Genomic DNA, 12754 nt, shown 5'->3' with positions numbered 1-12754 from the left:
CCGACCGCTTGGCGTGCCGTTACCGAAGTGTTACAGAGCTTTAGCTGAAAAGCAACGGGCTTACCTCCGTTTGGAGCCGCACCACGTAATGCGTGAGAGATGTATAAGGCGCAGCTTCTCTGCCGAGAAACAGCCGCAAACGCAGACCTCGGCAGGTCATGCAGCTGTTTCAGAAAAGCCATGCCCGACGAAAAATCGTCAACCCCTCCCACTCTTTAAGGGGTCTTTTCAGAGCCCAAAAAACAACCCTGTCCTGAAAAAAAATCGGGATTTTTTTGCGCCGTTTTGGCTGAAATTCCGTAAAACATTGCAAATACCGGAAAAATAAGCGGTAAGCATTCAGTGGCAAAAATCTTGGGAGAAAAAATAATCAAAAAATTCATACGGCAGCGAACAAATAAATATTCCGAGTTGAGAATGTAAATGTCAGAAAATGCGGTAAATGTTCCGAGTTTTAGTGTAATCTCGTTTTGTCTTTGCTGTTGTATAATAAGCAGGGAGAAAAAACAGGGAGGGTATCGCCGTGTGCTACTATCTGCTCATTGAGCTTGTATTGTTGAGTTGTTACGGAATGCTTGGAATGGCGTTTATGCCTGAAGAGGCACGCTTTGACGGTGAGAACGGCGAAGAAAGTAAAATTGTGCGGTTTATGCTTGCGCCTATGCTCGGCGCTGCGGTGTGGCTTGCCCTGAGCGTGTTTTTGGGAATGTTTTTGCCGTACAACGGCTTTTTGTTTGCCGCATTAACGCTGTTTTCTGCGAGCTTTATTTTTGTGCGCAGACAGAGACTGTTCTTTGTCTGCTATGAAGCTGTATGGCTGTTCGTGCTTGCCTCAGTAATTCTTTCTCTGCTTGTTATGTACGGCGTTATTCCGCACAAAATCGGCAGCGGCGTTTATCTCACACGATCAGCCTATGACCATGTAAAAACCGCGATAGTACACTCAATATCGGCAAACGGACTGCCGCCGCTTAATCCGTGGCTTGCAGACGGAGGAAAACCGCTTGTTATGTCCTATTATTTCGGCTGGCACGCGTGGGCAGCGCAGCTCGCAATGCTTTCATTTGTCAGCTCACTTGACGCAGAGGCGGTTATGACAGGCTTTACCGCGCTGCTTTCGCTTCTTACTGTCGGCGCTTTCTGCGTAAAACTGACAAAAAGAAAAATATCTCTGCTGTTTTTGTTTCTGCTGAGCTGTTCGTCGTCAATAACCAACGCGCAGATACAAGCCATTCTTCCAAAAGCGCTGCACAAAATTTTTTCAGTCCCAAACGAAGTTTACTGGACATTTGTCGACGATACGCTGTGGAGTCCTCAGCATGAATTTTCAGCCGCAGTCGTGTTGATTGTTCTGTACCTTTACACGCTGCTGCTGAAAAACAGAGACAAAAGGCAGTCGCTTGAGCTTGCGCTGCTTTTGGGACTGCTCGCCGCCGCGGCATTTTTTACCTCCGTTTATGCCGGAATTTTTGCCCTGCTGCTGTTCGTGCTTCTGCTGATACCGATATACCTGACAGGCAGAAATTTCAGAAAAGATTTTAACGCTTCGTTTGTTTTTCAGCTTTCGGCAGCGGCATTTGCCCTGCTGCTTTCAGCAATGTTTATCCGCTATATGCTGCGATACTATCCGGAAAGTTCACCGATTGCGTTCGGCGTAACCCCTTACTACATGGCTGTGTCAGGTTTTGCGCAAATTGTAAAGCACTGGTGCTATTTTTATCTTTTTGTACTGCCGTGCAGACTTTCCCTGCCGTACATTCTGGGCATAGCCGCGATTTTGCTTCCTAACGCGCTGCCTGACGACCGCCTTGCGAAACTTGGAAAATACTTTACACTGCTGCTTTTGGCGGTAATATTTGTCGTGCACAGCACCTTTTATTCCAACGATTTCGGCTGGCGCACACCAACGGCGGCGTTTAGAATTTGCAGTATCTTTGCTGCGGCGCTTTGCGTAAAAATTTATGACGCTCTGAAAAAATCAGGTACAAGACAGGCGAGCACGTTTATTGTGCTGCTTATCTGCTTCCCCTTGCTGTATCACCATGATTTAACGAGCGAATTTATCACAAAAAAAAGCGATCCGCAGATACACGCAGCCTTTGCCGAAGCGGTAAAAGGCTGGGACGTCGTGCGCGAGCATACGGGCAAAAACGAAATTGTAATGTGCAGTCCTAAGAGTTTTGAAAATATGCCGAATCAGATATTCGGAGAATACACAAATATTTTCTTCTCGTTTTACGCAGAACGTTATACTGCGCTTGCAGACCAGATATTTTCAAAATGCTATTCTGAATACTACAGCGGGAAAAGACTAAATGAGCGGCACGCAAAAGCAGTTAAATTCTTTGCAGGAAACCCGTCTGCCGATGACGTTGCCTATGCGGCAGACACGCAGAAAATTAAAGCCATACTTGTAACGCCGTATGACGGACTATGGAAAAGACTCGGCGCGCTTGAAACGCGCTACCGCAAGGTTAAAGAAACAGAATATTACAGAGTGTACGTCAAAAAAGAGACGGCGGAAAATTAATATAACGCCGAGCAGTATTTAACGCCAAAAGAACGGAGCCGGTATTACCTGAACCGTTCTTTTGTTTTGTACCACAATTTGGCTGCGTACAGTCCGCCGAAAAATGCAAGTGCGATTTGCACAAGGTTGACAAGAATGTATATGCCGCTGTTCGGAATTAGATCCATGTAGAATCCATCTGGCTGTAATTTACCGCCAAACTTGAAATAGACCAACTCGATAAGGAAGAAGAAAAGAAACTGCAGCCCATATATCCAAATCATTTTTCTGCCAATTTCGCCCAAAATTTTTATTTCTCTGCCGCCGCGCAGTTCGTCAAACTGTTTCATCAGCATAAGCAGCGCGACCGCGCCGCAGGCGCCGCCGATGCCGCTGACAAAGAGGCTTGCGGCGCCGTAATCGCCGTAATTGCTGATTATAATTGCCGAGCCGGACGAATGTGCCGCTATTGTAAAGAGATATGTTCCTGTAAACAGCAGAAAAAGCGCAGGGCGTTTTTTCAGGTCAAGTATGTCAGACGGGGCATGGCGGCGAAGGCAGAAGCCTGAAAGCATTATCGCGGCTCCGTAAAAGCCGCGCCCTAAGCCCCACGGCAGCTGATTGAGACACAGAAAATGAACTTCAAGCGAGGCGAGACAGAGCAGCGCAAATACTGTCAGTATGAATTTAGGCGCGGAAAATTCTTTTTTGAATTTCGGCGCAAGCAGTGCAAAAATTATGCTTGCGGAAAACATTGCCGGCAGAAACCAGAGAGGGCAGATTGATGGCATTATGTAGGTGTTGGAAGGGTCTGCGGGGCAGGCTGTTACACCTTTCATAAATTTTGAGAGAAACGGAAAGCGCGGCAGGACAAAGGAGCCGTAAAGCAGATTGGCAAAAGTGGCTTTCCAGTACAGCGGATAGCCTGTGTCAAATATTTTGAAACGCAACGTGTCAATTATTCTGTAGAAGATTATCAGCAGCCAGTAGGGGATAATCAGCTGCTTAAAACGGGCAGCCGCAAATTCTCGCAGACTTCTTTTGTCAGGATTGTAGTTCATGCCTGCTATGAAGAAGAAAAACGGCATACAGAAGGCTATGGCATTGTTAAACGAAGAAAATCCTGTGTGTATTAAAAAAGTGTACAGAAGACAGAAGCATTTTCCGTAGTCGATGTAATTCAAATGCCGTGTGTTAACGTTAGTGTTCATCTGTTATCTCTCCTGTATAGTTATTGGTTATGCCGGTTCGTATATTTCTATGCCTGTTTTTGAATTTTTCCCATGCGCAGCCAACGAGCACGCACAGAAGCATAGTAATCAGTATTTGTATTATGTGCGGCAGAAGCGTTGCCGCGCTGTACGGATAGAGGATATGGTTGTAATAGCAGGGGTTTGGCTGTATTCCGCATTTGAGGAATATAACGTCAAAAATGAAAAAGAACGGCATGTGCAGCAGGTATATCCACAGTGTTTTTCTGCCTGCCAAAGCAAGGGTGCTGAAAAGCTTTGTCTCGCCGTATTTTTCTTCCATATCTTTCAAAAACAGCAGCAAAGCGCAGGCAGCGGTAGAGCCTCCCAAGCCGAGGATGAAAAGGCTGCAATATCCGGCTTCATGCATATAGTCGCTAATGGACATTTCTCCGGTGGTGCCTGTCAGAAACGCCGAGAGTACGGAAACGGCAGCTGTGCAGTAAATTATGCAAGAGTGCTTTCTGTCCGGAGTTTTCAGAAGGGCTTTCTTGCGGACATAACAGCCGATAAGCATTATTCCGGCTGCCAAAAAAGCGCGTCCAAGCCCCCACGGAAGCTGAAAAGCATACAGTGTCTGTGCCTCAATTCCGGCAAGGCAGAAGAGGCAGAGAACTGTTGCCGACAGTTTGAGCATGGAAAAATTTTTCTCAAGAAATTTTGCAAGCGGGTAAAAAAGCAGTGACGCCGTGAACATTACGGGAAGAAACCATGTCGGAGCGTTCAGAACTGAAACTGCGACAGTTGAAAGAGTGTCGCCGAATTGCGGCAGGGAGAACGATTTGAAAAAGGCAAACGGTGGAAAAACTCCGCTTCCGTAAAGCGGAAAAAGAAAATAGGAAGCTGCAAGCGCAGATGAGGAAGTGTCAAGCGCGAAAATTTTTACGCGAAGCAGGTCAAGCGCGAAACAAAGCGGTTGGATAAGAAAAAACGGAATGACAATCTGTTTGAAACGCGACGCTGCAAATTCGCAGACGCTGTATTTTTCAGGCTTGCAGAGAAACCCGAAAATGAAAAAGAAAAACGGCATAAGCAGAATTGCCATACCTGTGGGATTCAGTATTTTGCTGCCTGAATGTGCCATGCAGACAAACAGTATGCACAGCAGCCGCCCGCAGTCTATGTAGTTCAATCGTTTCCGTTCCATAATATGCCTCCGTGCGTAATGCAGATATAAAGGAGTTTATTTCTGCTTTTTGGAGTGTCCGGCTGTTTTTCTCAAAAAAGAAAGCGTTAAGATTGCAAATCCTGCAATGATAAAGACATCTGCCGCGTTCATAAATATTGCGCGTCCTGATATTTCTGAAACAAGAGGCGCCGAAAACCAGTCAATAACGTTTCCGAATACCAGCCTGTCGTACAGATTGCCGAGTGCTCCGCCAAACATGAGCGCAGAGGCAAGGCTTTCTGCTTTTGCCTGCTGTTTGAAAAAATACAGAACAAACACAAAGATGAAAAGCAGGGCAATAAAGGAGAACGCCGGTACTGCATTTTTTCCCGCAAGAAATCCGAAAGAAATGCCTCTGTTTGCCGTTATGCTGATATTATGCGACAGGGCGTAACGTTTTGTCAAAAAATCCGCGGCAAAGCTTCCCGCCGCAATCAGCAGAACCGCAGACAAAAGTCTTTTACCGGTCATCTATCCGCGTGCTGTGTCAAGCGCGAATTTCAGCGCGGCGCGCATGGCAGGCGTTCTGTATGGGTGTCCCACGGAGTCAACTTTTACGGTAAAGCCGCCGCCGCTTTTTTCAACAAGCTTGATGTAAAAATGCTGCTCGAAGCCTTCGTCAGCCGTTATTACCAGTCCGAGCGCAACTCGTTCAACGGAAAGGAATACGTCTCTATACGTCCAGTAGCCTTCGCCGTCAGTGCCTTTTCCTTCCGCGCCTTTTAGTTTTGCCGCAAGCTCTTCAAGTCTCATATTTGTTTCAACCCCGCCTTCCATTTCCCATTCGCTGTCAGAATATTCTTCGTGAGGTACTCTGCCGTTTTTCCTCAGAACAATGCTCCAGATATCCTTGTTCATCGACAGCCACAAACGCTCATATTTCGTGATATATTCGCGCTGCGGATTTTTTTCAAAAGATACGGTGTCAAACGCGCCGGTCTTTGTGATTGTTTCGTTCGCGTCTTCTGCATACCAGTCAACGTCTGTTGCAAGTTCAAACGTTCCGTTTGGTTTCAGCAGATAGTTGAGCAGCCGTGCGAAGGAGGGAACTGTCACCCTGCGTTCTGCGTGGCGCGTTTTCGGCCACGGGCAGGGGAAGTTCATGAAAAGTCTGTCAACAGTTTCCGGCGCGAACATTGCGCGGAGAAGGAAACGCGCGTCCCCGTGCATAATGCGGATATTGTCAAGTCCCTGCGACAAAGCCCTGCGCGCGCCTTTCATAACGCATAGCTGGGAAACTTCAACGCCGACAATTAAAACGTCGGGATATTTTTTTGCCAGAAATTCCAGATTTTCACCGTTTCCGAAGCCTATTTCAATGAACACCCTGCCGGAAGCGGAAAGCGAATTCCAGTCCGGCGGCAGGTTCTGATTTTCTTCGACAATGATTTTGTTTAAGTTCCAGTTCATAGGGCAGCCTCGTTTTATTTTGTCAGTTTGAAGTCTTCAGCTTCAAACAGTTCTTTCCATTTTTCAAGCGGAAGTTCCTCCGCCCTTGCAAGCGGTTTTAATCCGTGTGCTTCAAGTATCTGCTGTGAGCGTTCTTTTGAGAGACCGTAGCCTGCCGCCCAGTTGTTGGTCAGCGTTTTTCTGCGCTGGGCGAAAGAGCGCACGAGAAACTGTTTCCATTTTTTGTCCGTCGCAAATTCCCTGCTTTTGTCTATCGTAATTTCTATCAGGCACGACATTACTCTCGGCTGTGGGCGGAAGCATGACGGAGGAACGCTGCGCAGTATTTTTGAGCTTCCCATGGCTTCTATGGTTACGCCGAGAGGGGAACGCTGTTTGTTTCGTTCAGGAGACGTTATGCGCTGTGCCGATTCAAGCTGTACCATAAGGATAAAAGAGGAAAGACCTTTCGGCACAAGTTTTTCAATAAGCGTCCAAAGCAGCGGAGTAGTTATATGGTACGGTAGATTGGCGATTATTCTGTTCGGCAGCCACGGCAGTTTGTTCGCGTAATCAAGCTGTACAGCATCGCCCCATAAAAGGGAGAATTTCGGATTTTTCAGGGCAATGGCTTCAAGATTTGGCTTCAGCCTTGTATCAAGTTCAACCGCGCAGACAGACCTGCACGGAGAGGCGAGCAGCGCTTCGGTCAAAATGCCTTCACCGGGACCTATTTCAAGAATTTGGTCTTCCGGCTGAATGTCTGCTTTTTTTATGATGTAATCTATGACGGAGCGGTCAATAAGAAAATTTTGCCCAATGTCCGTATTATTAACAAAATTTGGTGTTTTCTGCATAATAAATTGTATAAAATCAATCTTTGTTTTGGAGTTTGACCATGCGTTCCAGTATTTCCTGCGGAACCATGTCGGAGATGTTGCCGCCCCATTTGAAAACGTCTTTTACCGCGTGACTGGCAAGGAAAGAGAAACGCGGTTCCGTGGCTATGAAGAACGTTTCAACTTCGGGTGCCAGCTGACGGTTGAGCTGCGCGATCTGAAATTCATATTCAAAATCGGAAAGAGCACGCAGTCCGCGCACTATGACGCGGCTTTTTTCCTTTTTCATAAAATCTACGAGCAGACCGTTATAAGCGGCTACCGAAATATTTTTGTCGTTTTTGAAAACGCTGCGGATCATATCAACGCGTTCAGCTTTGGAAAACATGGATTTTTTTTCAGAATTGTCGAGTACCGCAATAACACATTTGCCGAATATATCAGCCGCGCGTTTCGCGATATAGACGTGCCCGTTTGTAAGAGGATCAAATGACCCGGGATATACAGCTTTAAGCATTATTCTGCCTCCGCTTCGCAAAAGTAAGAATTGTGCCTCCGTAGGCTCTGTCTTCCGTTTCCCATGCTTCGCAAAAATCTGCCGGCTCGCGTTCCGAACGCTCAAATATGACTGTTCCGTTGTCAGAGAGGAGCCCTTTATCTGCTTCAAGGAGCGCGGGGAGTTCTTTGCCCCAGCCCAGCATATACGGCGGATCCGCAAAGATTATATCAAACTTCAGCCCTTCATGCAGAAGCTTGGGCAGAGCACGCCGCACGTCCATATTGACGCAGCGGATTTCCTTGGGAACTTTCTTTAATATGCCGCCGAAATTTTTCCTGTCGCTTTCCACAAGACAGACCTCCGCGCCTTTTTCGGCTGCGCACAGCGCAATCTGTCCGCTGCCTGAAAACAAATCAAGAAAACGCAGACCGTCAATGTCTCCCAAAATGTTGAAAAGCGCCTGCAATACTTTGCCTGACGTGGGTCTGAAGTCTTTCATCAGGGATTGCCCTTGCGGATAAATTTTCCGGCAGCGTACCAGAGCGTAATAAGCCACGGTATAAGAGCGACTGCGTACATTGTGCTTTCAAGACCGATTTTGTCTGCGAGAGCTCCAACCGGATATGCTGCCAGATTCGCGACTCCCCACGAGGTTCCGGAGGCTATTGAAGCCGCCGTGCTCATGGATTCAGGACAGCGCCTCTGTGCCATGGAAATCGTGGCGGGAGCGCTTGCTTCAAGCAGTCCGAAAAAAAGCATAAGCATGGCGACGCCGTAAAAATTTTTCAGGTATATGCCGGCGATTCCTGCGAACGGGGCAAGCGCCAGAGTGGTGAGCAGCAGCTTCTTTTCGCTGAAAACGGACGCAAGCCTGCCGCCGATTATGTTTGCAAAGGCAACTGAAATGACAACGGAAAAGGTAACGGCTGCGGCTGATTTATGCGAGCCCCCGCGCATAATTACAAGCATCGGAAGAAAAACTTTTGTTCCCTGAAATACTATGTCTCTGAGAGTTACAATAGCGAAAACGTCGAAAATTTTCCCAATCACGCTTTTTATTTCCCTAAAGAACTGGGCTGTATTTGCAGAGGCAGCCCTTGAAGTGTCTATTTTGTACGGAGAAAGAATTCGCCACATTATAAGCAGAATAACAGCATAAGGAAACGTCATCAGAGGCAGAAGCTTTTTGCCGAGCATTGAGTACCAGAAGACGAAAAAAATTGGTCCGAAAGCGCTTGCGAAACTGCCGCTTGCAGTGAAAAGGGACAGGTAAAATGCCATATCCCTGCCCATTGCTATTTTTCCCGTCATGCCGTTGCCTTGCGGGTGAAACAGGGCGGTACCAAGCCCGAGCGTTGTGCAGAGCAAAACGGCAACAGCAAAATGCGGTGCTGACGGGAGCATGAAAATACTGATTATGCTCAGCAGAGGCCCCCATACGGCAAACCATGGGCGGGTCTGTCTGTCTGCGAGATAGCCTGATACGGGCTGTCCCAGAAAATGCATGACGCCGAACGCCGCGTTCAGGATACCGAGCTGGGCAAGCGAAAGAGAAAGCGCCTGCTTAATTATCGGGAGCACGTTAGGCAGCGTTGTAGCGTGCAAATCGTTGATAAAATGAAGCAGCGCGTAAGACGCGAGCTGTTTCTTTTCGTCAGCTGTCTTTTTGCCGGAGAATTGCTGTATGTTGTCCATTTGCGGAACCTCTGCCGTTAAAATATCCGTTTCAATTTTATATCTGAATGATTATTTTGCAAGTGCTGTGTCCGGAAACGGGTTCAATCCGCGATGTAAATTTTTTCGGCGTGCGCAGTTCCGCAGTTTCCGCAGGGCAGAAATCCGCGCCGGAGTTCTGAAGCGAGCAGGTCGTACTGCATAATTTTCTCCGCGTAAGCGGAAAATTTTGCATCGCCGCATTTTGCAATTACCGGCAGTTTCGCAGTTTCTTTCATAATTTTAAGCAGCTCTCTGCCGTTAGCGTTCATTGCCAAAGGACGGATGTAAGGTACTCCGAGCCTTTGCGAGGCATATCTTGTCCAGCGGTCTGTGCCGAGCAAAAGCTGCATGGCTTGTCTGCGGATTCTTCCTTTGGGATAGCGCCTGCTTGTGCAGCGTTCAAGCCACTCATCGAAGCTGTCTGCCGACAAAGCCTCAGCAATAAATTTATTTTCAATTCCTTCGGATATTTCCGCAGTTTTGAAAAAATCTTCGGAGCTGCTCCTCAGCAGAAGCGGCCTTAACGCTGTCCAAAGCCTGTCGTGCGAAACGTATGCTGTTCCGCCGCTTAAATTTTCTTTAATGACTTGTGCCGATTTTTCCGGAACGAATGATTTTACGGCGGTCAAATTATTTTCCCTGAGCATATTTCTGAGCGCGGACGACGAAGCGTATGCTTCGCTCAAATCAGAGGTGTCGTGAGCTGTGCCTGTCCGCTGTACCGGAACAAGAGAGATTTCGCAATGATTTTTTATTATGGCTGAAGCATAATTCAATGCAAGAGAATTGTTTGATCCCGCAAGCTTTGAGGCTGCGCCCGGCATGCAGGAATCAAGAGCGTTGACGCGTGCTTCGGCAAATGAAAAACCTGATTCTAAATTTTTTTTCAATAAAAACTTGAAACTATCCGGTTCTTCAACTAAAATAGACGCAGCGGAGATTAAATCCCAGTCCGGGTCTTCCATACCGAACGAGAGTGTTTTGACGATTCCGGTGGCGGCTGACAGCTTAACTGCTGAATCAGCGAAGATGCCCGCGTTGCCGCAGGAAAACAGGGCCGGAAGTTCCAGAACAAGGTCTGCGCCGTGCAAAACGGCGAGTTTGGCGCGTTCGTGCATTGAAAGAAACGCAGGCTCTCCGCGCTGTACGAAATCAGACGAAAGCACAACTATCAGCGCTTCTGCGCCGCTCAGTTCTTTGGCTTTGTTAAGCTGGTAGACGTGTCCGTTGTGCAATGGGTTGTATTCGGCAACAATCCCTGTTACCTTGGGGAGATTCATAAACTCACATCCTTGTGGTAAAGAATACCACAAAAACTGAAAATCGGAGGGGTTTGGTAATGAAAATTTTGGTTCTCAACTGCGGAAGCTCATCGCTCAAATACCAGCTTGTTGACATGGACGGTGAAAAGCTTCTTGCGAAAGGTCTTGTCGAACGCATTGGTATGGCAGGCTCTCACATCAAACACACGAAAGTCGCCGGTAAAGAGAAATTTGACAAAGACGTAAGCTTCCCGACGCATACCGAAGCAATTAAATTTGTTCTTGATATGCTCGTTGACAAGAAATTCGGCGTTCTCAAAAATCTCAGTGAACTTTCAGCAGTCGGGCACCGTGTTGTTCACGGCGGAGAAGATTTTACGGAGTCAGCGCTTGTTACGCCGAAAGTTCTTGAAGGCATCAGAAAGGTTACCCCGCTTGCGCCGCTCCACAATCCTGCAAACCTTCAGGGTATCGAAGCCGTGCAGAGGGTTCTTCCCGACCTTCCGAACGTTGTCGTGTTTGACACTTCTTTCCACCAGACAATGCCGGCGACGTCGTACCTTTACGGAATTCCTTACGAATTCTACAAGAAAGAAAAAATCCGCCGTTACGGCTTCCACGGCACAAGCCATAAATATGTTTCGCAGCGCTGCGCCGAACTGCTCGGCAAACCAATTAAAGAACTTCGCATAATCACGTGCCACCTCGGCAACGGAAGCTCAATCACGGCGGTCAAAAAAGGAAAATCACTTGACACAACAATGGGTTACAGCCCGACAGCCGGAGTCATAATGGGAACAAGAAGCGGAGATGTTGACCCCGCAGTTCTTATTCAGCTTGCAAGCCTCGGTTATGACGTAGACAAAATCAACGAGATATGCAACAAAAAGAGCGGTCTTCTCGGTATTTCAGGCGTATCAAGCGACCTTCGCGACGTTGAAGAAGCGGCGGAAGACAACAACTGGCGCGCTGAAACCGCACAGAACATGCTTATTTACGAAGTCAAAAAATATATCGGAGCCTATGCGGCGGCGATGGGCGGCGTTGACGCTATCGTATTTACTGCCGGTATTGGCGAGAACGGTATAGCATTCCGTGAAAAAGTCTGCAAAGACCTTGAATTCCTTGGTGTTAAATTTGACAAAAACAGCAACAAAGTCCGCGGCGAAGAGGTTCTTATCAGCAAAAAGAGATCCCCTGTCAAGGTTTTCGTCATTCCTACGAATGAAGAACTGATGATTGCACGCGATACGCAGAGACTCGTTCTTGGCTCAGCCCCTGCGAAGAAAGCCGCCGCGAAAAAGACGACGGCAAAAAGAACAGCGAAAAAGACAGCCGCGAAAAAGACAACGGCAAAGAGAACAGCGAAAAAGGCAGCCGCAAAAAAGACAACGGCAAAGAGAACAACAAAGAAAGCCGCAGCCAAGGAAACTACGGTTAAGAAAACAGCTGTTAAGAAAACAGCAGCCGCCAAAAAAGCAGGCAGAAAACCCGCCGCAAAAAGCGCGAAGAAAGCAAAATAGACGGCAGAAATGAAATATCTTGAAGCTGTTCCCAAAAGCTGGAAACGTACTCTGATACTTCCCGCAGTTTCAAAAGACGGGACCGTGTACGAAGACGCCTTCCTCATTGAAGAGAAAACGTCGGTGAGCTATTGGGGACAGCTGTACGAATTTCTGTCGCCTCTGGCGGTTAAAATTAAAGCTTACCGTACGGAAGCAAATCTCTGCGCTGATATAACAGTGTCAGGGAAAGCAGGAACACCGTGCGCCCGCTGCCTTGAACCGGCGGAAACAGATTTTTCCGGCACTCTGAAATATCTTTTTTCGCTTTCTGCCGACGCGGAGCCGCAAACGAAGGACGAAAAAAATTCTTCGGCTGACGGTGACGAGGACGTTATTTTTCTTGACAGCTGGGAAGACGAAATAGATCTTTCCCCGCAGATTTGGGAGGTAATGCTTACCTCTCTTCCGGCGGTGGTTCTGTGCAGGGAAGACTGCAAAGGGCTGTGCCCCGAATGCGGAGCAAATCTGAACACCGAAATCTGCGGCTGCAAAAAATCTTCCGGCGATGCGCGTTTTGAAGTTTTAAGACAGTTTGTTGAAGAAGAAAAAGAATAACT

At 47.6% G+C, this 12754-nt stretch carries 13 protein-coding genes; 4 read left to right on the top strand and 9 right to left on the bottom strand.

The window, feature by feature from the left end; all coding sequences use genetic code 11:
* Together KBS54_03415 and KBS54_03410 are read left to right on the top strand one after the other, a co-directional pair.
* On the top strand, nucleotides 1–328 hold a 328-nt coding region (locus KBS54_03415; protein ID MBQ0055179.1), incomplete at its 5' end, for a hypothetical protein.
* A gap of 195 nt (nucleotides 329–523) precedes the next feature.
* Nucleotides 524–2530, top strand: a complete 2007-nt coding sequence (locus KBS54_03410; GenBank protein MBQ0055178.1) for a hypothetical protein — start codon at nucleotides 524–526, stop codon at nucleotides 2528–2530.
* Nucleotides 2531–2574: 44 nt separating this feature from the next.
* Here KBS54_03410 and KBS54_03405 read toward each other — a convergent pair whose 3' ends face one another.
* The 9 genes from KBS54_03405 to KBS54_03365 form a co-directional block, all read right to left on the bottom strand.
* Nucleotides 2575–3720: an acyltransferase gene (locus tag KBS54_03405; GenBank protein ID MBQ0055177.1), complete on the bottom strand. Its 1146-nt coding sequence runs from the start codon at nucleotides 3718–3720 to the stop codon at nucleotides 2575–2577.
* Entirely contained in the window at nucleotides 3710–4906 is a 1197-nt protein-coding gene (locus KBS54_03400) for an acyltransferase family protein (protein MBQ0055176.1), read from the bottom strand. The genes KBS54_03405 and KBS54_03400 overlap by 11 nt, the downstream gene beginning before the upstream one ends.
* 36 nt (nucleotides 4907–4942) lie before the next feature.
* Nucleotides 4943–5398, bottom strand: a complete 456-nt coding sequence (locus tag KBS54_03395; protein ID MBQ0055175.1) for a signal peptidase II — start codon at nucleotides 5396–5398, stop codon at nucleotides 4943–4945.
* Entirely contained in the window at nucleotides 5399–6337 is a 939-nt protein-coding gene (gene trmB, locus KBS54_03390) for a tRNA (guanosine(46)-N7)-methyltransferase TrmB (GenBank protein MBQ0055174.1), read from the bottom strand.
* Nucleotides 6338–6351: 14 nt separating this feature from the next.
* Nucleotides 6352–7173: a ribosomal RNA small subunit methyltransferase A gene (gene rsmA / locus KBS54_03385; GenBank protein MBQ0055173.1), complete on the bottom strand. Its 822-nt coding sequence runs from the start codon at nucleotides 7171–7173 to the stop codon at nucleotides 6352–6354.
* 16 nt (nucleotides 7174–7189) lie between these two features.
* A complete protein-coding gene (gene coaD / locus KBS54_03380) occupies nucleotides 7190–7672 on the bottom strand; it encodes a pantetheine-phosphate adenylyltransferase (GenBank protein MBQ0055172.1) in 483 nt (160 codons plus the stop codon).
* The gene (locus tag KBS54_03375; GenBank protein MBQ0055171.1) at nucleotides 7665–8153 is read right to left on the bottom strand and encodes an RsmD family RNA methyltransferase; all 489 of its coding nucleotides are present in this window, start codon (nucleotides 8151–8153) and stop codon (nucleotides 7665–7667) included. The genes coaD and KBS54_03375 overlap by 8 nt, the downstream gene beginning before the upstream one ends.
* The gene (locus KBS54_03370) at nucleotides 8153–9349 is read right to left on the bottom strand and encodes an MFS transporter (protein ID MBQ0055170.1); all 1197 of its coding nucleotides are present in this window, start codon (nucleotides 9347–9349) and stop codon (nucleotides 8153–8155) included. Before KBS54_03370 ends, KBS54_03375 begins: the two co-directional genes overlap by 1 nt.
* Before the next feature lie 83 nt (nucleotides 9350–9432).
* On the bottom strand, nucleotides 9433–10650 hold the full coding sequence (locus KBS54_03365) for a nucleotidyltransferase family protein (GenBank protein MBQ0055169.1): 1218 nt from the start codon (nucleotides 10648–10650) through the stop codon (nucleotides 9433–9435).
* A gap of 59 nt (nucleotides 10651–10709) precedes the next feature.
* On the opposite strand from KBS54_03365, the gene KBS54_03360 reads away from it, so the two are divergent.
* Nucleotides 10710–12155 carry an acetate kinase gene (locus tag KBS54_03360; protein MBQ0055168.1) on the top strand — a complete coding sequence of 482 codons (1446 nt, stop codon included), beginning with the start codon at nucleotides 10710–10712 and terminating at the stop codon, nucleotides 12153–12155.
* 9 nt (nucleotides 12156–12164) lie between these two features.
* Complete coding sequence (locus tag KBS54_03355) at nucleotides 12165–12752, top strand: DUF177 domain-containing protein (protein ID MBQ0055167.1); 588 nt, start codon at nucleotides 12165–12167, stop codon at nucleotides 12750–12752.
* The last annotated feature ends 2 nt before the right edge of the window (nucleotides 12753–12754 follow it).

Origin of the sequence: Candidatus Equadaptatus faecalis (assembly GCA_018065065.1) — a bacterium.
Taxonomy (GTDB): Bacteria; Synergistota; Synergistia; order Synergistales; family Synergistaceae; genus Equadaptatus; species Equadaptatus faecalis.
Note: the sequence above shows the minus strand (reverse complement) of the source record. Positions and strands in the feature narration are given on the sequence as shown.

Coding starts and splice junctions, on each gene's coding strand:
- KBS54_03405 (MBQ0055177.1), bottom strand. CDS start 3,720: ATGAACACTAACGTTAACACACGGCATTTGAATTACATCGACTACGGA.
- KBS54_03400 (MBQ0055176.1), bottom strand. CDS start 4,906: ATGGAACGGAAACGATTGAACTACATAGACTGCGGGCGGCTGCTGTGC.
- KBS54_03395 (MBQ0055175.1), bottom strand. CDS start 5,398: ATGACCGGTAAAAGACTTTTGTCTGCGGTTCTGCTGATTGCGGCGGGA.
- trmB (MBQ0055174.1), bottom strand. CDS start 6,337: ATGAACTGGAACTTAAACAAAATCATTGTCGAAGAAAATCAGAACCTG.
- rsmA (MBQ0055173.1), bottom strand. CDS start 7,173: ATGCAGAAAACACCAAATTTTGTTAATAATACGGACATTGGGCAAAAT.
- coaD (MBQ0055172.1), bottom strand. CDS start 7,672: ATGCTTAAAGCTGTATATCCCGGGTCATTTGATCCTCTTACAAACGGG.
- KBS54_03375 (MBQ0055171.1), bottom strand. CDS start 8,153: ATGAAAGACTTCAGACCCACGTCAGGCAAAGTATTGCAGGCGCTTTTC.
- KBS54_03370 (MBQ0055170.1), bottom strand. CDS start 9,349: ATGGACAACATACAGCAATTCTCCGGCAAAAAGACAGCTGACGAAAAG.
- KBS54_03365 (MBQ0055169.1), bottom strand. CDS start 10,650: ATGAATCTCCCCAAGGTAACAGGGATTGTTGCCGAATACAACCCATTG.
- KBS54_03360 (MBQ0055168.1), top strand. CDS start 10,710: ATGAAAATTTTGGTTCTCAACTGCGGAAGCTCATCGCTCAAATACCAG.
- KBS54_03355 (MBQ0055167.1), top strand. CDS start 12,165: ATGAAATATCTTGAAGCTGTTCCCAAAAGCTGGAAACGTACTCTGATA.